Origin of the sequence: Streptococcus sp. HSISS3, assembly GCF_000448605.1 — a bacterium.
In the GTDB taxonomy this organism is placed as follows: domain Bacteria; phylum Bacillota; class Bacilli; order Lactobacillales; family Streptococcaceae; genus Streptococcus; species Streptococcus raffinosi.
In genome coordinates, this window is sequence record NZ_CM002130.1 from 203,868 (window position 1) to 229,469 (window position 25,602).

Consider the following 25,602-nt stretch of genomic DNA (forward strand, 5'->3'; position numbering starts at 1 on the left):
GATAGGATAGGGGTGAATACTATGGCAAAATTGATGCCGGGTAGAGTCCGTAATGAGGGTATTAAACTATTCGAAAAGGGCGTAATTACCATTCATCAGGTCTCAGAAACTCAGTTGGACACAACAGTGGACCAACATCATTTAATTTATGCACTCAATGATTCTGAAATTACGTGTGACTGTGATGCTTTCGCTCAAAAAGGCTATTGTCCGCATTTAGCTGCAGTCGAGTATTATCTCAAAAATGATAAGGAAGGTCAGCAACTCTTAGCAGAACTGGAAGAGGAGCAAGAATCCGCTCAGGGACAGGAGCGAGGCCATTCTTTTGGTGGTCTATTTTTAGAAGGGCTTTCTCTGAATGAAGATGATACAGTTAGGTATAGCTTGACTGTAGAAGGTGAGGAGTCTACCTATGGTTCAGAAATTTGGTGGAGTTTACGTTTAAGACGTCTGCCAGATGAACGTTCCTATGTCATTCGTGATATTCCTGCCTTTCTTAAGTTGGTAGAGACTGAAGGGTATTATCAGATAGGTAAAAACTACTATGAACCCCTATCGCTTATCCAGTTTGATCAGGCTTCACAATCATTTTTGAATTTTTTAGGGCGGATGCTTCCGGATGAGTCAAAGACTAATTTGGACTTCATGTTGCCAAACAATGCCCGACACCTGCGACTCTCTTACGGTTTTTTCGAGGAGGGTTTGAAATTAATGCAAGAACTGGACGGCTTTAGTTTTGAATGGGAGGGCTTGGAATACCATCAGCTTTTGGTTGAAGATTTGACTGCTGAAGCCAACCTTTTCTCATTTGAGATTTGTGTTGAACCTAAAATGATTGAATTGACTGTTGCTGAAAAGAATAGCCAGGCGTTCTTTAATAATCGCATCCTCTTTTATCAAGGTGTTTTTTACCGTCTCAATCGCAAGCAACAAAAGCTTTTGGTTGGTTTACGCTCACTGCCTATCGGGAGTGATTTGAATAAGCATGTCAGTTTTAATTTGGATGAGCAATCCATTTTAGCTGCTAGTCTCTTTGATTTTAAAACTATGGGACCAGTTAAGGCTCCTAAGGCCTTTGATATCAAGGATTTTACGCCCAGATTTCATTTCGATTTGAAGTCTGAAAATGAGGTTACCTTGGCACTGGCCTTTGATTTTGATGGTCTCCTCGTGAATAATCATCATGAGTTGAGCCATTTAGGCTTTACGAGTAATTATCGGCATGAACAGGCTGTTTTTCGTTTGATGGACAAGTATGGTTTCCCTCCCGATTTTCAATCAAACAAATTGTTAAATAGCAGCCAGGAACTCTATGATTTCTTCACCAACACTATTCCAGCTTTTGAAAATGCAGGTATGGTCCTGATTGGGGAGACTTTGCGTGACTTACGTGTTGAGCAGAGTCCACAAGTTCAGGTAGAACGTCAGGGAAATCTATTAGATATTTCTTTTGATTTTTCAAGTCTTGATGACGAGGACGTGGATCATGCTTTGGAAGCTTTGATGGAAAGCGCACCTTATTTTATCAATCGTAGTGGTCAATTGATTGTCTTTGATGAGGCGACACATCGTGTTAGCGAGAGTCTAAAAAGCTTGAGGGCTCGTTATTCAGGACAGGGGCATCTGGAGCTGACTCAATTAGCTGCCTACCAATTAATGGATGCTCTTTCAGAGAATCATTCGGTTAGTTTTTCGAAGGATTTTCAACTGTTGACGCAACATTTGAGACATCCTGAAACCTTTGACTTACCGGCCTATCAGGTAGAAGTTGCGCTTCGTCCCTATCAGGAACGAGGTGTTCAGTGGCTGTCCATGTTGCACCACTATGGTTTTGGTGGTATTTTGGCCGATGATATGGGCTTGGGAAAAACCTTGCAGACCATTGCCTACCTCTCTGCACATTTGGAAGAGGGACAACGTGTCTTAGTTTTGTCACCTTCAAGCCTCATTTACAACTGGCAAGATGAATTTAAAAAATTTACGCCTCAGTTAGATGTAGCGGTTTCTTACGGACTCAAACCTAAACGTGATGACATTATTGCTGAGGATCATCAGATTATTATTACTAGTTATGCTTCCTTCCGTCAGGATTTTGAGGCATACAAGGCTGGTAAATATGATTATCTTATTTTAGATGAGGCTCAAGTCATGAAGAATACGCAAACAAAGATTGCGAAGTATCTTCGTGATTTCTCTGTTCCGCATTGTTTAGCCTTGTCTGGAACCCCTATTGAAAATCATTTATTGGAAATTTGGTCTATTTTTCAAATTATTCTTCCCGGACTTTTGCCTGCTAAAAAAGCTTTTCTTAAGTTGACACCTAAGGAAGTAGCCCGTTATATTTCACCCTTTATACTCAGACGAAAGAAGGAAGAGGTACTTCCTGATTTACCAGATTTAATTGAAGTGACTCACCAAAGTGAATTGTCGGATGATCAAAAGGCGATTTATTTGGCGCAATTGCAACAGATGCAGCAAGGTTTAATCTTGGCCAGTGACCAGGAAATCAATCGACGTAAGGTGGAAATCCTATCAGGTATTACCCGTCTTCGTCAAATCTGTGATACACCTGCTTTATTTATGGATTATGCTGGAGATAGTGGAAAAATAGATAGTCTGAGGGATCTGCTTAGTCAAATTAAAGAATCCGACCATCGAGTGCTTATCTTTTCACAATTTCGTGGCATGTTGGATATTACAGAAGGTCTTTTGGAAGAATTAGGCATTTCCTCTTATAAATTAACGGGGTCTACACCATCTGATAGTCGTCAGGAGATGACCAGAGCTTTTAATCAGGGAAGTCGAGATGCCTTCTTGATTTCTTTAAAAGCAGGAGGTGTGGGACTGAACCTAACGGGTGCCGATACTGTTATTCTCATTGACCTTTGGTGGAATCCAGCGGTGGAAATGCAGGCCATTAGTCGAGCCCATCGTATAGGTCAGGAACAAAATGTCGAAGTTTACCGTTTGATTACAAGAGGGACTATCGAAGAGAAAATTCTTGAGCTTCAAGAGGGCAAGAAAAACCTTGTCACGACAGTTTTGGATGGCAATGAAAGCCGTGCCAGCATGACAATTGAAGACATTAAAGAAATTCTTGGTATTGCAATATCTTAAATTGTTATAATTGATATTTCAATACTAAAATACAAAATCCTACTAGGCAAATCTTTTGAATTAGGCTATAATAGAATACTGCAAGACGTATCTACCCATTCTCGATTGTTTTATTAAGATACGCATCATCTCGAAAATGAAAGGAAGTCTTTTATGTATCGCCAAAGACGACAATTTCCGCTGATTCCAGACGGGGAATCTTGCTTGCAAGAACCGGTCTCTATGCGCCTATACGAAAACGAAGATTTAATCACAAATATCCGTGGCCCTTACCAAGAAAAGGACTACAATGATTTATTACCTAATTATGATTTCTTGTCAGCTAAGCCTAATAATCGTAAGAAAGAGTCAAAACGAGTGGAGACGCATGAAGCTGGTATGACTTACGCTGAGGAAGCTCGTGAGAAGGCTAAGCGTGATGTTCGTGAGAAACGCCAAAAATTCTTGCGCCAAGAGGTTCAACAAACGAAACATACGACTAGCCGTCAATTGGTTACTAAGCCTAAGGAAGAAGCTAAACCAAACTTTGAGGCTACAGTTGAACCAGCTGCTATCACGACGGATAAAAAACCTGTGACAGCATCTATCTTGGGTGCTCCGGTAAGTGCTATCAAGAGAACTTTGGCACCTAATGGTAAACATTCAAAGATTCATCATTTGGCCAATCGTCTGCAACAAGATACTTATATCTTGGCAGAAGTGGCTCCAACTTATCAACAGCCTAGTAACCCTTCTCGTAAGAATGTCAAGAAAAATAGTTATGATTTCTTGAAACGTAGCCAGGTTTACAATTATCCAGAACGTCAAACTTACCGTGAACACCGAATTGCTCAAGAATTGAATTTGACGCATTTAGAAGACGCAAACTAATCGCAATGCGATTGTAAGGAGAAACTATGTCAAAAACTTATCATTTTATTGGAATTAAAGGATCTGGTATGTCAGCTTTGGCTTTGATGCTCCACCAAATGGGACACAAAGTTCAAGGTTCAGATGTGGAAAAGTATTACTTCACTCAACGTGGTCTTGAACAAGCAGGTATTCCTATTCTTCCTTTCGATGAAAAAAACATCACAGATGATGTTGAATTGATTGCTGGAAATGCTTTTCATGAAGATAACAACATTGAAATTGCCTATGCCGTTAAAAATGGTTATAAGTTCAAGCGTTACCATGAGTTTTTGGGTCATTTCATGAACCAGTTCACTAGCTTTGGTGTGGCTGGTGCACATGGTAAGACTTCTACAACAGGTCTTTTGTCACATGTTATGAAAAATATCACAGATACATCATACCTTATTGGTGATGGAACAGGCCGTGGTTCTGCCAATGCGCAATACTTCGTCTTTGAAGCTGATGAATATGAACGTCATTTCATGCCGTACCACCCTGCTTACTCAATTATCACCAACATTGACTTTGACCATCCAGATTACTTTACAAGTATTGATGATGTTTTCTCAGCTTTTGATGATTATGCAAAGCAAGTACAAAAAGGGCTCTTTGTTTATGGTGAGGATTCTTACCTCCGTAAAATCACTTCTAATGCACCGATTTACTACTATGGCTTTGAAGAAAATGATGACTTCATGGCTACAGATATCGTTCGTACAACGACAGGATCTAATTTCAAGGTGAAACATGATGGACAAATCATAGGGGAATTCCATGTGCCAGCCTACGGACGTCATAATATCTTGAATGCAACTGCGGTTATCGCTAACATGTATGTGGCTGGTTTTGATATGGCCTTGGTTGCTGAACATCTTAATACTTTCTCAGGTGTTAAACGTCGTTTCACAGAGAGAATCATCAACGGGACTGTTATTATTGATGACTTTGCTCATCATCCAACTGAAATCATTGCTACGCTTGATGCAGCACGTCAAAGGTACCCATCCAAAGAAATTGTTGCCATTTTCCAACCACATACCTTTACACGTACCATTGCATTGCTTGATGAATTTGCTGAAGCTTTGAATGAGGCGGATGCGGTTTATTTGGCGAAAATTTATGGTTCAGCGCGTGAAGTGGATCATGGAGATGTTAAGGTTGAAGACCTTGCGGCTAAAATTAAAAAGCCTGCTAAAGTTGTTACAGTTGAAAATGTTTCGCCTCTTCTTGACCATGACAATGCTGTCTATGTCTTTATGGGAGCAGGAGATATCCAACTTTATGAACGTTCGTTCGAAGAGCTACTTGCGAGCTTGCAAACACATATGTAATAAGATTAAGAGCTGTAGCGATTTCGCTCAGCTTTTTCTCTTGATAGAAAGGAAATTGATATGCTTATTCGACACGCCCGAAAGGAAGACTGGGCCGATGTGGTTCGTATTGAACAGGACAATTTTTCGCTTGAAGAGGCTGCAACACCAGAGGCTATTTTAGAGCGCCTAGAGACTATTTGTGATACCTTCTTAATTGCTGAGATTGATGGTAAGGTGGCTGGTTATATCGAAGGACCTGTAATTGATAAGCGTTACTTAACAGACGACTTGTTTCATAAGGTAACTCCGAATGCCAGTGAAGGAGGTTTTATCGCAGTCACTAGTTTATCTGTCTCAAAAGAGTTTAAAGGGCAGGGTGTTGGGACGGCCTTAATTGCAGCACTTAAAGATCTGGCTATTGCACAAAAGCGTCAAGGGATTAGTTTGACTTGTCATGATTATCTTATTGCTTATTATGAAATGAATGGTTTCACTGATGAGGGAGAATCAGAATCAAATCATGGAGGTAGCTCATGGTACAATTTGGTCTGGGAAAAGTCTAAATTCCAGTGATTTCAGTATTAAGTTACTGTGACAAAGGGCTAATTGATTTGCATTAACTGACTTTTTAAGATATAATGGCGTTTGTTACTATAGAGGAGGTATGCCTTGACGGACAAGTTTAATGAACACTCGGAATCTGTTGAAGATAGCTTAAGTTTTAAACATCAGATTCTTCGAGATTTACAAGAAGCAACACGGCTCCGTTCTCTTCGTGAGGAGGAGCATAATAAAAGTGCAACTATGCCCAAGACACCACTTTCAACGTCAGCTGACAGCCAAAATACTCATACGGAATCAGCATCTAATAAAGTAAGTAACCAAGATTTTAGTTCGCATGCTGTTTCTGACAGTGATACAGCTAAATCCATGACTTCTGAGTCGAAACCAGATGTCCAAGAGAGTGTTAGTTTGTCTTCTCAGTCTCAAGCTGAGTCCTTAGGAGCTGACAGTCATTCAAAATCAGTATCTAGCCTAAAAGAACCACTTAATGAGGAGAAGATTACCGATATTCCTCAACCTAAGGTAACTTCGAAGCGTCGTTTCCAACGTCCAGTTTGGGAAACAAGTCTTGATGCGGCCTCTGAGGAGGAATACATCCCTGCAGATGTTGCTCAGGAGCTCATTGAAGCCAAGTCTAAAGAAGCTATTTACACAGACCCTAAAGAATTGGAGGCCAAGATGACCTCAGATCTTAAAAAAGAAGATTTCTTGAAAGAACATCAGGTGACAAGTGATAAGGCTGTATCAGAGGGGACTCAGCCAGATGCAGTCACTAAAGACAAAGAGGAGGATGAGAGCATTGCTCTAGCAGCTTCTGATAAACCTGAAAAGAAAAAGCGTAAGAAAACAAAAAAGAAAAAGGCTTCGCAGAAAGATGCCATCCCTGATGAAGTTGACGACGAAGAGCCAATTTCACGTTCTAACCGAAATCAAAAGCGTAATAAGAATAACCGTCGTGCTGGGAAGATTGCACGAAATATTATTATCTTCTTGATTCTTATCTTGTCACTAGTAGGTTTCTTTGGTTACCGTTACGTTAGTCAAGCTGTAGGGGCAAAGGATGCTAATTCAACTAAGTTTATCAGTGTTGAAATTCCTAAAAATTCAGGTAGTAGTTACATCGGTCAACTCCTAGAATCAGCTGGTGTTATTAAGTCTGGTAAGGTCTTTAATTACTATACCAAGTTTAAGAATGTTTCAAATCTAAAAAGTGGTTACTATAACCTCCAAGCCAGCATGACCATGGATGAAATTATTGAGGCCCTTCAGAAAAAAGGAAGTGATAAACCTCAGGAGCCATCTCTTGGCACAGTCCTGGTTAAAGAAGGATATACGATTGATCAAATCGCCAAGGCAGTAGAAGTTAATTCATCAGCTAAAAAGGGTAAAAATCATCGACTGGACTAAAGGCTAAAGACTTCTTGAAACTTATGAAGGATGATGCTTTCATTGCTAAGATGAAAACCAAGTATCCAACCTTGTTGGCTAATCTTCCGGACTCTAACCAGGCTAAATATGTTCTTGAAGGTTATTTATTCCCAGCAACTTATAATATCCATGATGATACAACGGTGGAATCTTTAGCAGAGGAAATGTTGTCTACGATGAACACTTATCTATCACCTTACTATGCTACGATTTCATCAAGTAATCATAATGTAAATGAAGTTTTGACCCTAGCATCTCTCGTTGAAAAAGAGGGAGCTACGGATGATGACCGTAAAAACATTGCCAGCGTCTTCTATAATCGTCTTAGCTCAGACATGGCCTTGCAAAGTAACATCGCAGTTCTTTATGCCCTTGGAAAACTTGGGCAAGAGACGACCCTAAAGGAAGATGCAAACATTGACACAAGTATTGACTCTCCTTATAATGATTATGTTCATAAGGGGTTGATGCCAGGTCCTGTAGACAGTCCGAGTCTATCAGCGATTGAAGCAGTGATTAATCCATCATCTTCTAAATATATGTACTTTGTAGCAGACGTGACCAATGGAAATGTCTATTTTGCGGAAAATTATGAAGACCATCAACATAATGTTGAAACTTATATTAATAGCAAGATAAAAGATAAATAGTCTCATTGACTAATCAAAATCAAGGAAACAAGTAGTAATCTTGTTTCCCAAGCCAATCGGCTTAACAACAATAGAAAAGAGATAAACATGGCAGAAAAAACATATGTAATGACCCTAGCAGAGAAAGAACAACTTGAAGCAGAATTGGAGGAGTATAAACTTGTCCGTCGTCCAGAGGTTGTAGAACGTATCAAGGTGGCCCGTTCTTACGGAGACCTTTCAGAAAACTCTGAGTATGAAGCAGCTAAAGATGAGCAAGCTTTTGTTGAAGGTCAAATTCAAATTCTTGAAACAAAAATTCGTTATGCAGAGATTGTTGACAGTGACGCTGTTGCGAACGATGAAGTTGCTATTGGTAAAACAGTAGTCGTTCAAGAAGTTGGCACAAGCGATAAGGATACCTATCATATTGTTGGTGCAGCTGGTGCCGACATCTTCTCAGGTAAGATTTCAAATGAAAGTCCAATTGCTCAAGCCTTGATTGGTAAGAAAGTTGGAGATAAGGTAGCTATCGAGTCACCAGCGGGTAGTTATTCTGTTGAGATTCTTAGCGTTGAAAAAACAGCCTAAGCTAACGTGGCTCTTCCTAGGAAGGGCTTTTTGTTTGCTGTTAATATAGATGTAATCTAAAGAATGGCTAATAAGGTATGCCTCAAAATAGCATAAGAAAAACTCTCTCGGAATTGCCAAGAGAGTTGATGCATTATTTTCGATTTTGCTTACCGGCGTTACGGTTTTTCTTTGGTTTATTAGCAATAGCTTGAGTATTTTTAGGTGTCACATCTTTGCGAGTGCCTGGTGTTTTACGAGGTGCTTTTGGAGGATTCTTTGCAAACTCTTCAGCAACCTTTTCTTGCAAGCGAGGCTTAATAATATAGTTGGTAATCAATTGTTGGATAATAGAGAAGATACCACCGACAAACCAGTAGAGGATTACAGCTGCAGGAGAGCTGATACCAAAGACAATCATCATGATTGGCATACTGTACATGGTTACTGCCATTTGCTTACGTTGTTCCTCAGGAACTTGTTGAATAGACAACCAAGATTGGAAGTAGTAAAGGGCAGCAATAATGATGATCAATGGGAAGTCACGGCTATTAAGATTAAACCAGAGGAAGTGATCATGTAGTACACCAGGAGTGTAACGAGCAGCATAGTAGAGAGCTGAGAAAAATGGAAGTTGAATCAATAAAGGCAGACAACCAACGCCCCCCATCAAGCTGACACCATTTTCACGTTGAGCCTGCATGAGTTCAGATTGGGCAGCCATCTTTTCTTCTTGAGTTTCAGCATTACGCAAACGTTCGTTGATTGGTTCCAAGATAGGTGCAAGGTATTCACGTTTTGCGGCTTGGTAGGCTGCACCACGAGATTGATGAAGACCAAGTGGCAAGATAATCAAACGAACAATGATGGTTACGAAGACGATACCAAGTCCAAACCCAAGTCCTAGATTATTTGCAAAGTAGGTGATGATGTGGCTCATTGGGCGACCAAGAAGGTTCCAGACCCAACCAGTAGGATTACCAGATTTATCAAGGCTCACACATCCTGATAGGAAGAAAAGCATGCTGGTAGCAAGCCCCATGAGGGCTAGTCGTTTTTGATTTTTATTCACAATATCATTCCTTTTGTTTTTAGTTATACCTGTCTATTTTACCTTTTTTTAGGAAAGAGAACAAGCTAAAAATGGTAGTCCCATCTTAATTGGCCATGCGAAAATCACTGTAATTAGAGAAGTTAGCCATGGTGACATCAACGTAGGTCACCTTAGACCATTTTGAAGGTCCCTTTCGAACTTCTTGAATAAATTTGGCCAATTTGGCAGGCTGGTCAGATTGTGCTAGAATTTCAACTGTCCCGTCATCGTTATTCCAGACCCGGCCGTAGATGTCACCGATTTCTAATGCCAAGGCATAAGTTGAGTAGCGAAAGCCAACGCCTTGCACCCTTCCTGAGACAATTAATCTTACTTTTTGCATGGTCTATGACCTCCTATTTGAAAGCTCTTTCTTTTAGTATAATCCTTGCTATAAAGTCGGTCAAGCCCAAGATTTATCAAGGAATTTTTGCTATAATGAGGGTATGGAAATCATTCAATCAAAGCAAAATGCTAGTATTAAGACTGCTAGAAAATTATTGCAAGGCAAGCATCGTAAAACTAGCTATCTTTTAGAAGGATGGCATCTTTTTGAGGAGGCCAAAGCAAGTGGCGCTGAGATTCTTCAAGTTTTCGTGCTTGAGGAGATGGCAGATCGTGTGGTAGATGTGTCTAAGGTCAAGTTAGTCAGCCCCGAGGTGCTCAAGGAGCTCTGTGAAACTCAGACGCCTCAGGGAATCGTGGCAGAAGTTGCTAAAGAATCTCAGAGCCTGCCAGAGTCTCTTTCAGGTAAGTATCTTCTCTTGGAGGATGTGCAGGATCCTGGAAATGTTGGAACAATGATTCGTACAGCAGATGCAGCGGGTTATGACGGAGTTTTTTTGTCGGACAAATCGGCTGATATTTATAATCAGAAGACTCTACGTTCTATGCAGGGAAGTCATTTTCACCTACCAATCTATCGCGGACCAATTTTTGAGATGATTGAGACTTGCCAAAAACAAGGTTTCCCCATCCTGGCAACGACACTTTCAACTGTTTCCGTTGACTATAGAGCAGTTAAGACAGATGGCAATTTTGCCCTAGTGATGGGAAATGAAGGTCAGGGAATTAGTCAGGATATGGCTGAGTCTGTGAATCAACTTGTACATATTAATATGCCAGGTCGAGCAGAAAGCTTAAATGTTGCTGTGGCAGCAGGAATCCTCATGTTTAGTCTCTAGGTCTCAGGGATGATTTTAGACGAAAAAGGCGAACCTTTTAAAGTAAATTTAAGCTCTAGTGGTATAATGAAAAAGCATTAGAAACGTTAATGAGGTATTATTATGAAACGACCAGAAGACGATAAAGAATTCATGGAAGTTGTGGGACATTTGATCTCACACCCACGTTTTCAAAAATTGGATGGAATTGTACAGCATCACCATTCGACACGTTTGAAACACTCGGTCAATGTTAGTTATACCAGCTACAAGATTGCTAAAAAATTTGGCTGGGATGCTAAGAGTACTGCTCGTGGTGGTCTTTTACATGATTTTTTCTATTATGATTGGCGGGTGACCAAATTTAATAAGAGTCATGCTTGGGTGCATCCACGTATTGCTGTGCGTAACGCTAGGAAGCTTGTTAACCTAAACAAAAAAGAAGAGGACATTATCCTCAAGCATATGTGGGGAGCAACGATTGCCCCACCAAAGTATAAGGAATCTTATATTGTTACCATGGTAGATAAGTATTGGGCGGTTAAGGAAGCGGCGACACCCTTACGAAACCGAATTAAAAATCGTAAGCATTTTCGTCGTAAGGCGCTACGAAGTCACCACCATTAATTTATTATTTTAAGGAGATATTTATGGAATCCAATGCAATTTATACAACTAGTGATGCGGGATTAAACCGCTTTTTCGGAAAAATTTATGGCCTTGTTGGTATGGGAGTAGGTCTATCAGCAGTCATTTCTTATTTAATGTTGGGCCCCTTCTCACATCTTTTTGTTAATATTCTCATGAACTATTCTTGAGTTTATACGGCAGCCATTTTTGTTGAGTTAGCTCTGGTTTTTTTGGCTAGTGGTGCTGCACGAAAGAATACACCTGCGGCCCTGCCGTTATTCTTAGTTTATTCAGCCTTAAATGGTTTTACATTAAGTTTTATCATTGTCCAATACACGCAGGCTACTGTTTTTCAAGCCTTCATTAGTACTGCGATTGTCTTCTTTACCATGTCACTTATTGGTATTTCTGTTAAACGTGATTTGTCAGGAATGGCTAAATTTCTTATGGCAGCCTTGATTGGGATTATTGTTGCCAGCTTGGTAAACATCTTTTTAGCAAGTGGTACAATGAGCTTCGTCATTAGTATTATATCGGTCCTCATTTTTTCTGGATTAATTGCTTATGATAACCAAATGATTAAAAAGGTTTATTACGCTATGAATGGTCAGGTCTCAGATGGCTGGGCAGTTTCAATGGCGTTGAGTCTCTACTTAGATTTTATTAACCTATTCTTAAATATCTTACGACTCTTTGCAAGTCGTGACTAGTTAAAAAAATCAGCCAAACGGCTGATTTTTTTGATGATTAACGATAACTTGTAAGTGTTCCTTGTTGCCCTGTGTATGCATAGAAGAGAGGATAGTGTTCCCAATTTCCTACATAGTTTTCTTTATCTGGGAAGGTCCATTTATCATCTTTTTTGGTTAGTTCGACTGAATAACCATCAAATACATTGGTTCCTTCAGTTTTTGGCGTTGATGGATTGACTTCTTTGATTGAATTAGGCAAGTAAGTTTCCATGTAGTATTGCTTGGTCAATTGGTCGACATTATCAGCGTTAGCTCCCTTACCTTGCAGATAGTTTTTAAGCTCATCTGTGAGATTTGGATGGCTAGCAACATAGGCATCGTCAGCTTCTTTCATACTAATGGTTGACAAATCAAGGTTAAATTCTGCCTTATCCTTAGTGACAATAATATTGTCAACAGTATAATGACCACGCTCACGGTTAGCAGTTTGAACCCAGTCGAAAACTTTTGGAACTTCATCTCCAGTTGGTTTGATATTGCCAGTTCCTTCATAACTGTATTGAAGGTGATCTGAGAAATATTGGCTGAGTTCGCCTTTAGACTTGTCTAAATCGTTAGAGACGAACTTGCTGTAGTCCTTGCTCTCTCCGCCTAGAAGAACAGCACTGAAATACGCATCTACAGCCTTTTTAACATTAGTAGTTGCGTTACCGTCAAAGCCTTTTAGGTCGGTAGAAACAGTTTCACCCTCGGTTTTTTCATCTTTAGATTCAAAGTATAGTTTATAGGTTTGGTTGTTTTTAACTTCGAAGAAGAGGGATGCAGACTTATAGTCGTCTGATTCAACTTTTCCAAAATCATCCGTAGCGTCCTTGACGTCCTTATTCTTCTTAAAGAGAGAAGGTAGGTCACTCTTGTCAAGCTTACTTGCTGTGACTTTTTTACCATCTTTATCTTTGAGGTAGAATTGTTTAGCAGATGTTTTCAAATCTTTTTCCATATCTTCAGAAGTATTCTCAAGTTTAAAAGATACTTCAATCAGACTTTGGTTATCCTTAAGTTTGAGGTTGCTTCCTGACATCTGAACGACATCATTAACAGATAACTTGGCATCGAGTTTTGGCTTGGCACATGCTGATAATGTCAAGATGGTTGCTAGAGCAAGTGCCCCAGAGTAAAGATATTTTTTCATAAATAATCTCCCATTTTTTGTTTAAGTGATATGTCTATTGTAACATGAAAACCCCATCGAGATGATTAGAATTTTGGTTTTCAAACCTTTTCTTATGCTATAATAAGGTTACTATGCAAAAAATGGAGAATAAAATGACAAAAACACCTTTTATTACGGCAGATAAACTTGAACAGATTACTGCAGAATTTCCAACACCTTTTCATCTTTACGATGAAAAAGGCATTCGTGAAACAGCACGTGCTGTAAATGCAGCCTTTTCATGGAATCCAGGTTTTAAAGAATTCTTTGCTGTCAAGGCAACACCTAATCCAGCAATCCTCAGAATCTTGAAGGAAGAAGGCTGTGGAGTGGACTGTGCAACAGATACAGAGCTTGTCATGAGTAAGAAAATTGGATTTGATAACACTACGATTAGTTTTACTTCTAATGACACACGTGCTGAAGAATTTGTATATGCTCGTAACATTGATGCGACAATTAACCTTGATGCTTACGAAGATATTTTCTTTTTAGAAGAAGTTGCGGGACTTCCAGAGACCCTTTCTTTGCGTTTTAATCCAGGTGGTGTCTTTTCTCTTGGTACAGACATTATGGACCATCCTGAAGAATCTAAATTTGGGATGACTAAGGAACAACTCTTTAAGGGTTATGCCTACCTCCAAGAAAAAGGGGTTAAATCATTTGGCTTGCACGCCTTTTTAGCATCTAATACCGTCACTAATGAGTACTATCCAACCTTAGCTGCTCAGCTATTTGAATTGGCTGTAGAAATCAAGAACGAATTAGGTGTCAGTCTTGATTTTATTAACTTGTCTGGTGGTGTTGGAGTCGACTATACTCCGGCTAACAAACAAAATGATATTGCAGCTATTGGTGAGGGCGTCCACGCTAAATTTGATGAGATTTTGGTTCCAAATGGTCTAGGTCACATCAGTATTTATACTGAACTTGGTCGCTACATGACAGCGCCTCATGGTCTCGTAGTAACTAAAGTTCTTCACATTAAGGACACTTATCGTCGTTATGTAGGTGTCGATGCGTCTGCGGTTAACTTGCTCCGTCCAGCTATGTATGATGCCTACCACCACATCACTAATATGACCAATCCCAATGGCGAGATTCAAGTAGTTGATGTGACAGGTTCGCTTTGTGAAAATAATGATAAGTTTGCTAAGAACCGTGAATTGCCAGAAGCTCGTATTGGAGATACTTTGGTTATCCATGACACTGGTGCCCACGGCTTCTCAATGGGTTACAACTATAATGGTCGTCTTCGCTCTGCGGAAATCCTTTATCAAGAAGATGGAACAGCTCGCATGATTCGTCGTGCTGAGACCATGAATGATTACTTTGCGACACTTGACGGTTTTGATTTTGAAATCTAACAAAAATAAGCTAGGCCTATAAGGCTCTAGCTTATTTTACTTTAATGATAACAGCTTCAAGAATGATATCTGCTAACTCCTCAGGAGATTCGATACAGTCTTCCTTGAGCCAAAGTGTCAGAATGGTAACAATAGTGCTAACGTAAACTTCCAATGAATACTTGGCTGGGATATGATAGCTTTGTTCCATAAGCTCTGTGACGTTTTCAATATCAGAGTTAAGGATAGTCTCGATAATGAATTCACGGATCATTCCATTGATGTTGGGAATATGCGTCATTAGTGTGAGACATAGTTTGCGATTGTCCTTAAGATAATGTAGCATCTCAGTGACAACACCTTCTTGGTAAGTCATGTCTTCTTGCAAAATGCTTGAGACGTTATCTAAAATTTTTGAGAAGGTGGTCTCAACCAAATCCTCTTTATTTGAATAGTAGTAGTAGAAGGTTGGTCTGCTAAGATTAGCCTTCTTGATGATGTCTGTGATGCTGATTTGTTCTAGTGAACTCTCTTCTAAGAGTTCAATAAATGCGTTGACAATTTTTCGTTCGGAAATAGTTGCTTCCTTTAGCATAAATAAACCCCTTTATATAAACATAATAATAATTCCACAACCTATATAATAACCTATTTTTTTCTAGAAATCTTACAAGTCCTTTACAGTTGTAAGTAAAATAAACTGAAACTCTCATTTTACTAGTATTTTAGTCAAAAAATTTTTTGGTGGTTTAGAAACCATCGTCTTATTTGTCAGTAAGTGGCATTTTTGCTATAATAGGAAATAATTAACGTTATAGGAGAATAGAATTTATGAACACCGTCCTTTGGATTATTCTTGTTTTTGTAGCCCTCTTGGCTGGCTTCTACGGAGGCGCATATTTTGCCCGCAAACAAATGGAGAAAGAGTTAGCTGAAAATCCTCGTTTGAATGTGGACGCTGTTCGTACCATGATGTCTGCAGCAGGACAAAAACCTAATGAGGCAAGGGTACGTCAAACATATAACCAAATTATCAAGCAACAAAAACAAGCACTTGCGAATAGCAAGAAAAAGAAAAAATAATGGTGGGGAGCTGGGACGTGAATCTCAGCTTTTTACATGTAACGTAAGGGGATAAGGAGGCAAGATGGATAATCGACCTATAGGATTTTTGGATTCTGGCGTCGGAGGCCTGACGGTGGTACGTGAGCTTAAACGTCAGTTGCCTCATGAGTCTGTCGTCTATATTGGCGACTCTGCTAGAGCCCCGTATGGTCCAAGACCAGCGGAACAAATCAGAGAGTATACCTGGCAGTTGGTTAGGTTCCTTCTGACTAAAAATGTCAAGATGATTGTTATTGCCTGTAATACAGCAACGGCAGTGGTTTGGGAAGAAATCAAAGAAGCCTTGGATATACCAGTGTTGGGTGTGGTTCTGCCAGGGTCTAGTGCAGCTATTAAGTCTAGTCAGTCTGGCAAAATTGGTGTGATTGGCACCCCTATGACGATTGCCTCTAACATCTATGAACAAAAAATCAAACGTTTGGCACCACAGATGGCTGTTTTGAGTTTGCCTTGTCCTCGCTTTGCCCCCATTGTTGAATCCAATGAGATTAAATCAAGTGTGGCTAAAAAGATTGTCTACGAAAGCATGGCGCCCTTAGTCGGTAAGGTAGATACCTTGGTCTTGGGTTGTACCCATTACCCACTATTACGCCCTATTATCCAAAATGTCATGGGACCAAGTGTCAAGTTAATTGATAGCGGTGCTGAGACTGTTCGTGATGTATCCGTTTTGCTCAATTATTTTGAGATTAATCGTAGTCGTGAAGTTGAAGATAAGACAGAAGAATATTACACCACAGCCAGTGTGCGAGGTTTTAAAGAAATTGCGGATCAATGGCTAGGTGAAGCCGTTACTGTTCAGCACGTAGATCTGGACAAGGAGTTAGAAAATGACTAAATCAATTTTTGAATATAAAGATGAGCAAGACTGGTACTTGGCTAGTTTTGGCAGTTACAATCAGTTGACCTGTTTTGGTGGCGATGAGGCTTATGAACAGTATGTTGATTTTTTCCAGGGATTGACAAATGCACTTGCTGTTAGTGGCTTCCAGTTGCATATTGTTAAGCACTCATCAGATCTTCGCTTGGTGTCTTTTATCTTAGACAGTTTGAAGGAGAATACTGGTCGCGATTTGGCTGTTACACAACATCAGGGTGCCTTACTCGTCAGTGAAGGTGAAAAACTTGTCTATGTCCATGTGCCTAAAGAAGGAGTCGCTTTGGAAGATTTCTTTGGTTCTAAGAGTCAGTCCACATTTGGCGACGTTTTGTTGATTGCAACACGTAATGAAGGAAAAACTAAGGAGTTTCGTAAACTTTTTGGAAAACTCGGTATTACGGTAGAAAATCTTAATGATTATCCAGACTTACCTGAAGTTGCTGAAACAGGCACAACCTTTGAGGAAAACGCTCGTTTGAAGGCAGAAACGATTTCTGAGTTAACTGGTAAAATGGTGCTTTCAGATGATTCAGGATTGAAGGTTGATATTCTTGGGGGCTTGCCTGGAGTTTGGTCTGCTCGATTTGCGGGTCCTGATGCGACCGATGCTGAGAATAATGCTAAGTTATTACATGAGCTCGCCATGGTGCTTGATGATGATAAACGCTCAGCTCAGTTCCATACAACCTTAGTGGTTGCAGCCCCTGGCCGTGATAGTCTAGTTGTTGAGGCAGACTGGGAGGGATACATTGGTCGAGAACCAAAAGGTGACAATGGCTTCGGTTATGACCCTCTCTTTTTAGTGGGTGAGACAGGTAAGACGGCAGCAGAGCTTTCGTCAAAAGAAAAAAATGAACAGTCGCATCGTGGTCAGGCTGTTAAGAAACTTATGGAGGTTTTTCCAGCATGGCAGAACAATCAATAATTGTAATGAGTGACTCTCATGGAGATCGTGATATTGTAGAAGATATTAAGAAGCGTTACCAAGGTAAAGTAGACGCTATTTTCCATAATGGGGATTCTGAGTTAGAATCAAGTGACCCGGTTTGGGACGGTATTTATGTGGTTCGTGGGAACTGTGATTATGACTCAGGTTATCCAGAACGCTTGGTGGTTAAACTTGGTGATGTGATTATTGCTCAAACGCATGGTCATCTTTACGGTATCAATTTCACCTGGGATAAGTTAGATCTTTGGGCACAACAAGAGGACGCTGATATTTGTCTTTATGGGCATTTGCATGCAGCAACAGCTTGGCGAAACGGTAAAACAGTATTTATCAATCCAGGCTCTGTTTCGCAGCCACGAGGGCCTATCAATGTTAAGCTTTATGCTAAGGTGCTTATAGACAATGCTAAGATTCGTGTGGAGTATTACACACGTGATCATGAGCTTTATCCAGAACTGACACAGGAATTTGAACGATGATTGCTAAAGAATTTGAAGATTTTTTATTGGCTCATTTGGATAATTATTTGATTCCGTCAGATCAGCTTGCCATTTTTATTGATAGCCATAAGGCTAATCATGTGGTTTTGCTTTTGACAAGTAACGGGTATTCTCGTGTTCCAGTTTTGACCAAAGATAAACACTATCTTGGAACGATTTCTTTGACAGATATAAAACGTTATCAAGAAGAACACAACTTGCAAGAGTGGGAAATGGTTAACCGTGATATTAGACCGATGACATCAGACGTTATGGAAACAGTGGAAGATAATGCTAGTCTGAATGAGGTCATGCATAAGTTGGTCAATAATCCTTTTCTTCCAGTCGTTGATAGCCAAGGTATTTTCAAAGGAATTATTACGCGAAAATCGATTCTCAAGGCAGTCAATAGCCTTTTACATGACTTTACACATGACTATATCATCATTCCAAAAACAACTGGCAACTCAGATCACTGAGTTTCTGAGTACCAAGACTATCTCTGATAGTTCAAAGAAGGCTTATGTGTATGACCTTAAGCAGTTTGCTAACTTAATCTCTGGACAAATTGATGCAACCAGCCTCAAGGTTTATGAAAACCAATTGAAGGATTGGAAACCGTCGGTACAAAAGCGTAAGCGGTCCGCAGTTAATCAATTTTTGCGATACCTCTATCAAAAGGGTGACTTATCTGAATTTTTAACACTTTCAGAAATAGCAAGGGTGTCTACTCAAGAAGAGGAGCTAGAGAGACTGGAGCTTTTAGCGCTTTATGAAGGGCAGGAGGGACCCGGTAAACTAGCTTGTCTGTTTATTCTAGAGTTAGGACTCCTACCTTCTGAATTTTTGGAGCTAGACTGGGCTGATATTGACTTGGCATTTGGTATTGTAACTGTGGCCAAGGGAAGCACTAAGCGTGTTCTCAGACTAGATGGCGCTTTGAAGCAATCCTTGTTGATGATTAAGAATGAGAATAGTCAGGGATTACTTCTGGGTAAGCCCTTCACTCGTCAATGGTTGTATAAGCAAATTCAGACTTATGTTACTGCATGTGGATTACCTGGGGTCACCGCACAGATTTTGCGACAGCAGTTTATTCTTAGACAGATTGAAAAGGGAACGGGCGCCTTTGAACTGGCTCGTTTGCTAGGGCTAAAAAGTCCAGTGACCTTGGAGAAATACTACAAGACCTAATGGATATTAAGTTAAAAGATTTTGAGGGGCCACTGGATTTGTTGCTCCACCTGGTTTCTAAATATGAAGTAGACATTTACGATGTTCCCATTGTTGATGTCATTGAGCAATATTTGGCTTATCTGGCAACCTTGCAGGCAATGAAGCTCGAGGTTGCTGGTGAATATATGCTCATGGCCAGTCAACTCATGCTAATTAAGAGTCGCAAGCTTTTGCCGACAGTTGTAGAGTCTGAGCCCGAAGCGGATGATCCGGAGCTTGAGCTCTTGAGTCAATTGGAAGAGTATGCTCGCTTTAAGACGGCTAGTCAAGAGCTTGCCAAACAACATGAAGAGCGAGCCCAATATTTTTCAAAGCCAAAGGTTGAATTGGTTTATGAAGACGTGTCCCTTAATCAGGACAAGACTATTCAAGATATTTTCTTGGCTTTTTCAAAGATTATGGCGGAAAAGCAGGAGGAGATTCGTCGAAATCACACGACCATTGTGCGTGATGATTATAAGATTGAAGACATGATGTTGGTTATTGAGGAGGCCTTTAGTGCTAAAAATGAGTTGATTCTAGCAGATCTTTTCACAGATGCTAAGGATATGAACCAAGTGATTACCCTCTTTTTAGCAACCCTTGAATTGATTAAGGTACATCGCATTTCGGTACAGCAGGAAACCATTTTTGGAACAATCACACTAAGAAAGGAATGGACGAATGAGTAGCCACTTAGCACGATTAGAAGCCCTACTTTTTGTGGCTGGTGAAGATGGACTCAGTCTACGTACTATGGCACAGCTTTTGGAAATGCCAGTTACGGGACTTACTCAGTCCTTGGAAAAATTGCAGGCAAAGTATGAGGCAGATGAGGATTCAGCTCTTTGTTTATTGGAGTCCTCAAATACTTACAAGCTAGTGACTAAGGCAGGCTTTGCAAGTCTTCTTCGTGAGTACTCAAAAACGCCAATTAACCAAAGTCTCTCTCGAGCGAGCCTTGAAGTTCTTTCTATAATTGCTTATAAACAGCCTATTACTCGTGCTGAGGTTGATGCTATTCGGGGTGTTAATTCCAGTGGCGCCATTACTAAGCTTCAGGCTTTCGATTTGGTACGAGAAGCTGGTAAAAAAGATGCTGTTGGTCGCCCTAACCTTTATGCGACGACGGATTATTTTCTAGACTATATGGGAATTAACAGTTTGGATGAATTGGTGGCTATCGACCAACTAGAACTCGAGGATCAGGAAACCAGTCTCTTTAAGGAAGAAGATTTGGAAGAACATGTGGATTTCGATAATCAAGCTTGAGATTTGGTAAAGTTTGATTACCAAAAGCTAAAGGAACATAGCAGAGATGCTAGGTAGAAAGGATACAGCGCAAAAGCTGCAGAAAAAGAATGCGTATTAATAAATATATTGCCCACGCTGGTGTGGCTAGTCGTCGTAAGGCTGAGGAACTCATAAAAGAAGGTCGTGTGACCCTAAATGGCAAGACAGTTACGGAATTGGCAACAATTGTCAAAAACGGTGATACTGTTGAAGTCAATGGCAGTCCTATTTACAATGAGGAAAAAGTTTACTATCTTCTGAACAAACCACGTGGGGTCATCTCTTCAGTATCTGATGAAAAGGATCGTAAGACGGTTATTGATCTTATGCCTCATGTTAAGGAACGTATTTATCCAGTCGGTCGCCTTGACTGGGATACGACGGGCCTTCTTATCTTGACTAATGATGGTGACTTTACTGATAAAATGATTCACCCACGTAATGAGATTGACAAGGTTTATTTGGCGCGTGTGAAAGGCATTGCGACCAAGGAAAATCTTCGTCCTTTAACTCGTGGTGTGGTGATTGACGGTAAGAAAACCAAGCCAGCACGTTACAATATTGTTAAGGTTGATCATGAAAAGAACCGTTCAGTTGTTGAATTAACCATTCATGAAGGCCGTAACCACCAGGTTAAGAAAATGTTTGAGTCAGTGGGCTTGCTTGTTGATAAGTTGTCACGTACCCGTTTTGGGACTCTTGATTTGACAGGCCTTCGTCCAGGTGAATCACGTCGTCTCAATAAAAAGAAATCAGTCAGCTTCATAACGCTGCTGTTAACAAGGTTAAATGATAAAGAGGTTTCTGATTGTTCTGGTTATGGCCTATCAGAGATGGATTTCTCCCCTCTTTCCACCGTCTTGTCGCTTTCGTCCAACCTGTTCGGTTTACATGATTCAAGCCATTGAAAAACATGGTTTAAAAGGTGTTCTTATGGGTATTGCTCGTATCTTACGATGTCACCCTTTTTCAGAAACTGGAGAGGATCCGGTTCCAGATTATTTTAGCCTAAAACGTCATAAAACTCCTTTGGATAAGTAATCCAAAGGAGTTCTTTTATGCTTAAATTTTTGACCAAGTTTTTGGTAGGAATAGGAGCAATACAGGATAAATTTCCAAGCGTCCAGCAATCATAGCGAATCCCATGATAAGCTTAGACAAAGGACTAAAAATAGCGAAGCTATCACTGGTTCCTAGTAATGGTCCAATGTTGTTGAAGGTTGAAGCAGCAGCGCTTGTCACTACTAAAAGATTTTGATTATCCAATGACAGAATGGCTACTAGACCTAGCATAATAAATACATATACAGCTAAGTATTTAAGGACACTATGTTGTGTTTCTTTATCAAGAACGCTTCCATTAATGTGAAGGGAAAGGATTCTGTTAGGGTAAAGACTTGCTAGGGTTTGATTACGAGCAATTTTAGCAATAATCATTGCACGGATAACCTTGAAACCACCAGCCGTAGAACCTGCTGATCCCCCAATAAACATCAAGGTGAGCAGGAGATACTGAGAAAATAGAGGCCAATTGGTAATATCTGTTAGACCAAAACCAGTGGTTGTGATGATGGTTGACACTTCAAAGAATGAATATTTAAACGAATCAGCCAAATTGTGGTAGATACCAAAAATATTGAGGACGATTAAACCTGTTGAGATTGCAACAATCGCAAAATAAGTACGTAATTCTTCATCTTGGAAGAAGAATTTGACTTTGCGCAGCAAAATATAGAAATAAAGGTTGAAGTTAACCCCAAAAAGAAGGGTACCAACTGTAACCACATAGGTAATCAAGTCGCTATGATAGTGAGCGATAGAGTCATTGTAGACTGCAAAACCACCGGTACCAGCACCTCCCATAGCAATGATAATACTATCAAAGAGTGGCATACCACAAATCCATAGAATCATAGCAAAAATCACAAACATGACCAGATAGATGATGTACAGAATCTGAGCTGTATTTTTCAGCTTGGCAACAACCTTACCAAAGACTGGGCCAGGGACCTCTGCACGCATAACCTCATGGTGACCATTTTTACTGTTGTTCATGATAGCTAATGCAAAAACCAATACCCCCATCCCTCCAATTAAGTGGGCGAAGCTTCGCCAGAAGAGAAGAGAGTGTGTCAGGACCCCAGTGTCAGTGAGAATTGTAGCTCCTGTGGTTGTGAAACCCGAGCTCATTTCGAAGAAAGCATCAATAACACTTGGGATTTGCCCAGCGAAAACAAATGGTAAGCCTCCAAAGAAGGACCAAAGTACCCAACAGAGGGCTACAATGAGCATTCCTTCTTTTGTGTAAATATGGTAATTTTTTGGTTTAAAGAGAGAGCCAATACCACCAAGGAGGAGAAGTATCCCCATCGTCCCCAAAATACTAGCAAATACCTTAGCATCCTCATGGTAAATAAGGGCAACGATAAGTGGTACAACTAAGAGACCAGCTTCAATAAGCAGAAGTTTTGAAATAAGAAAACGGACAATAGATCTATTCATAGCAGCTTACCTCTTTAACAAGTCGTAAATGTGAGTCACGTTTTGTAAGAGGGTAACGACCACGATTTTATCACCATAAGCCAGTCTATCCTCACCAGTAGGGAAAATCGCTTTCCCATTACGGATGATAGCGGCGATAAGAACACCGTTAGCGAAATCAATGTCAGAAAGCTTCATACCGGCAATTTGGTTATTTTCCTTGATTTGAAATTGCAAGGTTTCGATGCGACCATTTGCCACATGGTGAAGAGCATCAAGACTAGAATCTTTGGCATTATAGCGTCCACGGACAAAGTGCATGACAGTATCAACGGCAATACTCTTTGGTGTGACAATTGTTGAAGTCTCACGTGTATCGATAATCTCTAAAAGACTGGTACGGTTAACCTTGGTAATGTTTTTATGAATACCAAGACTCTCAAGGAACATAGAGGTAATGATGTTTTCTTCGTCTACCCCAGTGAGCGTAGCTACCGCATCATAACTAGCAGCACTTTCCTCAAGAAGAAGGTCTTTGGCAGTACCATCTCCCAGAATGACAGAAACTTCTGGGAAGACCTGACTAAAAGTTTGTGCTCGATCCATTTTCTGCTCAATCAATTTGACCTTAATACGAGTGTTTTTCAAGATATTGAGCAAATAGTAGGAGATACGTCCAGCACCAATTAACATAAGATTTTTAATGCTTTTTGATTTGATGTAGCTGTGGAAAAGTGCCATGTCAACACGTTTCCCAGTTACATAGATCTTATCGCCAACTTGAATGGTGGCATTCCCATCTGGAATGATGAGTTCATTTTTACGATCAATCGTACAAACCAAAATGTTACTAAATTTCTTCCGGAATTGTTCAAGGCTCATGCCAGATAATTGACTGTTTTCGGTAACTTTAAAGGCCATAAGAATGACGCGCCCATTAGCAAAAGTCTCAACCGATAAAGCATTCGGAAATTCAACTGTATTGGCGATATACCGAGCTGCTAGCAGTTCGGGGTTAACTACCGCTGAGAATCCAAGGAAGTTTCTGTCTTTGAAATAAGCATTGGAATATTCTGGGTTACGAACACGAACGATGGTTTCTTTAGCCCCCATTTGTTTGGCCAGAACCGCTGAAATCATGTTTACCTCATCTTTGTCAGTCATTGCAATAAAAACATCACAATTATTGACCTCGGCTTGTTCTAAAATTTTGAAGTTGGCGCCATTACCGGCAAAGCCCATAATATCGTAGCGCTTGATGAGGCGTTTAAGGACTTCTTCCTTCTGCTCAATTAAAATAACATCGTGCTTCTCTTCGACAAGAGAACGACAGAGTGCGGCACCGACTTTACCGGCACCTACGACAATAATACGCATGAGTTACCTCCAAGTAATCACTTCTATGATACTCTATTTTGGCTGAAAAATCATCCTTTTCAGGCCTTTATAAGTGATTCCTATGAAAATTAGATGACAAGATCACAAATAATAATTTTTTCTGTCAATAGTATTGACTTTTATAACAATAGTGCTAAAATAGTGTTTAAAGATTCGTTATTTTAAATCTAACCTGTCATGATTTAAGCTAATGAACGTCCACAACCATGTCGTCTGCTGAGCTTGACTCCGGGCGACATGGTATTTTTTATGTCTAGGAGAATTGTTATGTCACGTAATCACATTGTCTTGTTTGAGCCTCGTATCCCACAAAACACAGGGAATATTGCCCGTACCTGTGCAGCGACCAATAGCCCTCTTCATATTATTCGACCAATGGGTTTTCCGATTGATGACAAGAAAATGAAACGTGCAGGTTTGGATTATTGGGATAAACTCGATATTACCTATTACGATAATTTAGCTGATTTTATGGCTAAAAATCAGCAAGGACGTTTACATTTAGTTACGAAGTTTGCGGATAAAACTTATTCTGATGAGGCCTATGATGATGGCAAGGACCACTACTTTATGTTTGGACGTGAAGATACGGGTCTACCCGAGGAATTTATGCGTGAGCATGTTGAAAAAGCTATCCGTATTCCGATGAATGATGAACATGTCCGTAGTCTTAATGTATCAAATACGGTTTGCATGATTGTTTATGAGGCTCTTCGTCAGCAGCAGTTCGAGGGGTTGGAATTGAGTCACCGTTATCAGCATGACAAATTAAAATAAACAGCCTTATCTCCATACCAAGAGTATATAGTTAATGGTTATCAATAGATTAGAAATCCATAATTCCAAAACCTTGTCACAAAGGTTTTTTTATGTTACTCTTAAAAGGTCTTCAGGGCAGGGTGAAACTCCCGACCGGTGGTGATTCTATAATCTACTGTTAGGACCTAATTGAAAGAGATTCTCTAGATAGCTCGTCAGCTTTTGGAGGATTTTAGACATTAATGGTATTGATAGTAATCTTAGATAAGTCCGCGAGCGCAAGCTGATGAGGTGTGATTCCTCAACCGACAGTACAGTCTGGATGGAAGAAGACCAGTCTTTTTGCGTAGGCTTTTTTGGCATAGGCAAAT

The 25,602-nt window shown here is 40.1% G+C and carries 24 protein-coding genes, 3 pseudogenes and 1 riboswitch; of the genes and pseudogenes, 21 read left to right on the top strand and 6 right to left on the bottom strand.

The window, feature by feature from the left end; genetic code table 11:
- The first annotated feature begins 21 nt into the window (after positions 1-21).
- The 6 genes and pseudogenes from HSISS3_RS01065 to greA all read left to right on the top strand — a co-directional run bounded on the left by HSISS3_RS01065 (position 22) and on the right by greA (position 8,536).
- Positions 22-3,117 carry a DEAD/DEAH box helicase gene (locus HSISS3_RS01065; RefSeq protein WP_042771695.1) on the top strand — a complete coding sequence of 1,032 codons (3,096 nt, stop codon included), beginning with the start codon at positions 22-24 and terminating at the stop codon, positions 3,115-3,117.
- Positions 3,118-3,270: 153 nt separating this feature from the next.
- Positions 3,271-3,987, top strand: coding sequence for a hypothetical protein (locus HSISS3_RS01070; RefSeq protein WP_021151402.1), 717 nt, complete (start codon positions 3,271-3,273; stop codon positions 3,985-3,987).
- Between the two features lie 26 nt (positions 3,988-4,013).
- Entirely contained in the window at positions 4,014-5,342 is a 1,329-nt protein-coding gene (gene murC / locus HSISS3_RS01075; RefSeq protein ID WP_008535804.1) for a UDP-N-acetylmuramate--L-alanine ligase, read from the top strand.
- Positions 5,343-5,402: 60 nt separating this feature from the next.
- The gene (locus tag HSISS3_RS01080) at positions 5,403-5,897 is read left to right on the top strand and encodes a GNAT family N-acetyltransferase (RefSeq protein ID WP_021151403.1); all 495 of its coding nucleotides are present in this window, start codon (positions 5,403-5,405) and stop codon (positions 5,895-5,897) included.
- Between the two features lie 96 nt (positions 5,898-5,993).
- Positions 5,994-7,966: pseudogene (gene mltG, locus HSISS3_RS01085) on the top strand (endolytic transglycosylase MltG).
- A gap of 87 nt (positions 7,967-8,053) precedes the next feature.
- Positions 8,054-8,536: a transcription elongation factor GreA gene (gene greA / locus HSISS3_RS01090; protein ID WP_004183726.1), complete on the top strand. Its 483-nt coding sequence runs from the start codon at positions 8,054-8,056 to the stop codon at positions 8,534-8,536.
- A gap of 133 nt (positions 8,537-8,669) precedes the next feature.
- On the opposite strand, the gene yidC is transcribed toward greA, so the two are convergent.
- Together yidC and HSISS3_RS01100 are read right to left on the bottom strand one after the other, a co-directional pair.
- Positions 8,670-9,587 carry a membrane protein insertase YidC gene (yidC, locus tag HSISS3_RS01095; RefSeq protein WP_004183725.1) on the bottom strand — a complete coding sequence of 306 codons (918 nt, stop codon included), beginning with the start codon at positions 9,585-9,587 and terminating at the stop codon, positions 8,670-8,672.
- Between the two features lie 85 nt (positions 9,588-9,672).
- A complete protein-coding gene (locus tag HSISS3_RS01100; RefSeq protein WP_004183724.1) occupies positions 9,673-9,951 on the bottom strand; it encodes an acylphosphatase in 279 nt (92 codons plus the stop codon).
- Positions 9,952-10,054: 103 nt separating this feature from the next.
- Here HSISS3_RS01100 and HSISS3_RS01105 point away from each other — a divergent pair, with 103 nt between their 5' ends.
- The 3 genes and pseudogenes from HSISS3_RS01105 to HSISS3_RS01115 all read left to right on the top strand — a co-directional run bounded on the left by HSISS3_RS01105 (position 10,055) and on the right by HSISS3_RS01115 (position 12,111).
- On the top strand, positions 10,055-10,792 hold the full coding sequence (locus HSISS3_RS01105; RefSeq protein WP_021151406.1) for a TrmH family RNA methyltransferase: 738 nt from the start codon (positions 10,055-10,057) through the stop codon (positions 10,790-10,792).
- 102 nt (positions 10,793-10,894) lie between these two features.
- A complete protein-coding gene (locus tag HSISS3_RS01110; protein WP_021151407.1) occupies positions 10,895-11,398 on the top strand; it encodes an HD domain-containing protein in 504 nt (167 codons plus the stop codon).
- 23 nt (positions 11,399-11,421) lie between these two features.
- Positions 11,422-12,111 (top strand): annotated as a pseudogene (locus HSISS3_RS01115) (Bax inhibitor-1/YccA family protein).
- Positions 12,112-12,148: 37 nt separating this feature from the next.
- Here HSISS3_RS01115 and HSISS3_RS01120 read toward each other — a convergent pair.
- Positions 12,149-13,285 (bottom strand): DUF5105 domain-containing protein, encoded by a 1,137-nt coding sequence (locus tag HSISS3_RS01120; protein ID WP_021151410.1) that lies wholly within the window; start codon positions 13,283-13,285, stop codon positions 12,149-12,151.
- A 134-nt stretch (positions 13,286-13,419) separates the two neighbouring features.
- Here HSISS3_RS01120 and HSISS3_RS01125 point away from each other — a divergent pair, with 134 nt between their 5' ends.
- Complete coding sequence (locus HSISS3_RS01125; protein WP_021151411.1) at positions 13,420-14,673, top strand: diaminopimelate decarboxylase; 1,254 nt, start codon at positions 13,420-13,422, stop codon at positions 14,671-14,673.
- A gap of 31 nt (positions 14,674-14,704) precedes the next feature.
- Here HSISS3_RS01125 and HSISS3_RS01130 read toward each other — a convergent pair whose 3' ends face one another.
- The gene (locus HSISS3_RS01130) at positions 14,705-15,247 is read right to left on the bottom strand and encodes a TetR/AcrR family transcriptional regulator (protein ID WP_021144995.1); all 543 of its coding nucleotides are present in this window, start codon (positions 15,245-15,247) and stop codon (positions 14,705-14,707) included.
- 236 nt (positions 15,248-15,483) lie between these two features.
- Here HSISS3_RS01130 and HSISS3_RS01135 point away from each other — a divergent pair, with 236 nt between their 5' ends.
- From HSISS3_RS01135 to yidD, 10 genes and pseudogenes are all read left to right on the top strand, one after another.
- Positions 15,484-15,735: a YneF family protein gene (locus HSISS3_RS01135; protein WP_008535824.1), complete on the top strand. Its 252-nt coding sequence runs from the start codon at positions 15,484-15,486 to the stop codon at positions 15,733-15,735.
- Between the two features lie 64 nt (positions 15,736-15,799).
- Positions 15,800-16,615, top strand: a complete 816-nt coding sequence (gene racE / locus HSISS3_RS01140; protein ID WP_008535826.1) for a glutamate racemase — start codon at positions 15,800-15,802, stop codon at positions 16,613-16,615.
- Positions 16,608-17,582: a nucleoside-triphosphate diphosphatase gene (locus tag HSISS3_RS01145; RefSeq protein WP_021151412.1), complete on the top strand. Its 975-nt coding sequence runs from the start codon at positions 16,608-16,610 to the stop codon at positions 17,580-17,582. The genes racE and HSISS3_RS01145 overlap by 8 nt, the downstream gene beginning before the upstream one ends.
- Entirely contained in the window at positions 17,564-18,085 is a 522-nt protein-coding gene (locus HSISS3_RS01150; RefSeq protein WP_004183713.1) for a metallophosphoesterase, read from the top strand. Before HSISS3_RS01145 ends, HSISS3_RS01150 begins: the two co-directional genes overlap by 19 nt.
- The gene (gene cbpB, locus HSISS3_RS01155; protein WP_021151413.1) at positions 18,082-18,564 is read left to right on the top strand and encodes a cyclic-di-AMP-binding protein CbpB; all 483 of its coding nucleotides are present in this window, start codon (positions 18,082-18,084) and stop codon (positions 18,562-18,564) included. The genes HSISS3_RS01150 and cbpB overlap by 4 nt, the downstream gene beginning before the upstream one ends.
- Positions 18,518-19,279, top strand: coding sequence for a site-specific tyrosine recombinase XerD (gene xerD / locus HSISS3_RS01160; RefSeq protein ID WP_042771696.1), 762 nt, complete (start codon positions 18,518-18,520; stop codon positions 19,277-19,279). The genes cbpB and xerD overlap by 47 nt, the downstream gene beginning before the upstream one ends.
- On the top strand, positions 19,279-19,992 hold the full coding sequence (locus tag HSISS3_RS01165) for a segregation/condensation protein A (RefSeq protein ID WP_021151415.1): 714 nt from the start codon (positions 19,279-19,281) through the stop codon (positions 19,990-19,992). Before xerD ends, HSISS3_RS01165 begins: the two co-directional genes overlap by 1 nt.
- Positions 19,985-20,572, top strand: a complete 588-nt coding sequence (scpB, locus tag HSISS3_RS01170) for an SMC-Scp complex subunit ScpB (RefSeq protein WP_021145001.1) — start codon at positions 19,985-19,987, stop codon at positions 20,570-20,572. The genes HSISS3_RS01165 and scpB overlap by 8 nt, the downstream gene beginning before the upstream one ends.
- Positions 20,573-20,661: 89 nt before the next feature.
- Positions 20,662-21,386, top strand: a pseudogene (locus HSISS3_RS01175) (pseudouridine synthase).
- On the top strand, positions 21,383-21,634 hold the full coding sequence (yidD, locus tag HSISS3_RS01180; RefSeq protein ID WP_042766886.1) for a membrane protein insertion efficiency factor YidD: 252 nt from the start codon (positions 21,383-21,385) through the stop codon (positions 21,632-21,634). Before HSISS3_RS01175 ends, yidD begins: the two are co-directional and overlap by 4 nt.
- A gap of 21 nt (positions 21,635-21,655) precedes the next feature.
- On the opposite strand, the gene HSISS3_RS01185 is transcribed toward yidD, so the two are convergent.
- On the bottom strand, positions 21,656-23,095 hold the full coding sequence (locus tag HSISS3_RS01185; RefSeq protein WP_021145004.1) for a TrkH family potassium uptake protein: 1,440 nt from the start codon (positions 23,093-23,095) through the stop codon (positions 21,656-21,658).
- A gap of 6 nt (positions 23,096-23,101) precedes the next feature.
- Positions 23,102-24,451 (bottom strand): Trk system potassium transporter TrkA, encoded by a 1,350-nt coding sequence (gene trkA, locus HSISS3_RS01190; RefSeq protein WP_021151417.1) that lies wholly within the window; start codon positions 24,449-24,451, stop codon positions 23,102-23,104.
- A 288-nt stretch (positions 24,452-24,739) separates the two neighbouring features.
- On the opposite strand from trkA, the gene HSISS3_RS01195 reads away from it, so the two are divergent.
- Positions 24,740-25,249 (top strand): tRNA (cytidine(34)-2'-O)-methyltransferase, encoded by a 510-nt coding sequence (locus tag HSISS3_RS01195; RefSeq protein ID WP_021145006.1) that lies wholly within the window; start codon positions 24,740-24,742, stop codon positions 25,247-25,249.
- A 104-nt stretch (positions 25,250-25,353) separates the two neighbouring features.
- A riboswitch (FMN riboswitch) is annotated at positions 25,354-25,569 on the top strand.
- Positions 25,570-25,602 lie beyond the last annotated feature (33 nt).

Coding starts and splice junctions, on each gene's coding strand:
- HSISS3_RS01065 (WP_042771695.1), top strand. CDS start 22: ATGGCAAAATTGATGCCGGGTAGAGTCCGTAATGAGGGTATTAAACTA.
- HSISS3_RS01070 (WP_021151402.1), top strand. CDS start 3,271: ATGTATCGCCAAAGACGACAATTTCCGCTGATTCCAGACGGGGAATCT.
- murC (WP_008535804.1), top strand. CDS start 4,014: ATGTCAAAAACTTATCATTTTATTGGAATTAAAGGATCTGGTATGTCA.
- HSISS3_RS01080 (WP_021151403.1), top strand. CDS start 5,403: ATGCTTATTCGACACGCCCGAAAGGAAGACTGGGCCGATGTGGTTCGT.
- greA (WP_004183726.1), top strand. CDS start 8,054: ATGGCAGAAAAAACATATGTAATGACCCTAGCAGAGAAAGAACAACTT.
- HSISS3_RS01100 (WP_004183724.1), bottom strand. CDS start 9,951: ATGCAAAAAGTAAGATTAATTGTCTCAGGAAGGGTGCAAGGCGTTGGC.
- HSISS3_RS01105 (WP_021151406.1), top strand. CDS start 10,055: ATGGAAATCATTCAATCAAAGCAAAATGCTAGTATTAAGACTGCTAGA.
- HSISS3_RS01110 (WP_021151407.1), top strand. CDS start 10,895: ATGAAACGACCAGAAGACGATAAAGAATTCATGGAAGTTGTGGGACAT.
- HSISS3_RS01120 (WP_021151410.1), bottom strand. CDS start 13,285: ATGAAAAAATATCTTTACTCTGGGGCACTTGCTCTAGCAACCATCTTG.
- HSISS3_RS01125 (WP_021151411.1), top strand. CDS start 13,420: ATGACAAAAACACCTTTTATTACGGCAGATAAACTTGAACAGATTACT.
- HSISS3_RS01130 (WP_021144995.1), bottom strand. CDS start 15,247: ATGCTAAAGGAAGCAACTATTTCCGAACGAAAAATTGTCAACGCATTT.
- HSISS3_RS01135 (WP_008535824.1), top strand. CDS start 15,484: ATGAACACCGTCCTTTGGATTATTCTTGTTTTTGTAGCCCTCTTGGCT.
- racE (WP_008535826.1), top strand. CDS start 15,800: ATGGATAATCGACCTATAGGATTTTTGGATTCTGGCGTCGGAGGCCTG.
- HSISS3_RS01145 (WP_021151412.1), top strand. CDS start 16,608: ATGACTAAATCAATTTTTGAATATAAAGATGAGCAAGACTGGTACTTG.
- HSISS3_RS01150 (WP_004183713.1), top strand. CDS start 17,564: ATGGCAGAACAATCAATAATTGTAATGAGTGACTCTCATGGAGATCGT.
- cbpB (WP_021151413.1), top strand. CDS start 18,082: ATGATTGCTAAAGAATTTGAAGATTTTTTATTGGCTCATTTGGATAAT.
- xerD (WP_042771696.1), top strand. CDS start 18,518: ATGACTATATCATCATTCCAAAAACAACTGGCAACTCAGATCACTGAG.
- HSISS3_RS01165 (WP_021151415.1), top strand. CDS start 19,279: ATGGATATTAAGTTAAAAGATTTTGAGGGGCCACTGGATTTGTTGCTC.
- scpB (WP_021145001.1), top strand. CDS start 19,985: ATGAGTAGCCACTTAGCACGATTAGAAGCCCTACTTTTTGTGGCTGGT.
- yidD (WP_042766886.1), top strand. CDS start 21,383: ATGATAAAGAGGTTTCTGATTGTTCTGGTTATGGCCTATCAGAGATGG.
- HSISS3_RS01185 (WP_021145004.1), bottom strand. CDS start 23,095: ATGAATAGATCTATTGTCCGTTTTCTTATTTCAAAACTTCTGCTTATT.
- trkA (WP_021151417.1), bottom strand. CDS start 24,451: ATGCGTATTATTGTCGTAGGTGCCGGTAAAGTCGGTGCCGCACTCTGT.
- HSISS3_RS01195 (WP_021145006.1), top strand. CDS start 24,740: ATGTCACGTAATCACATTGTCTTGTTTGAGCCTCGTATCCCACAAAAC.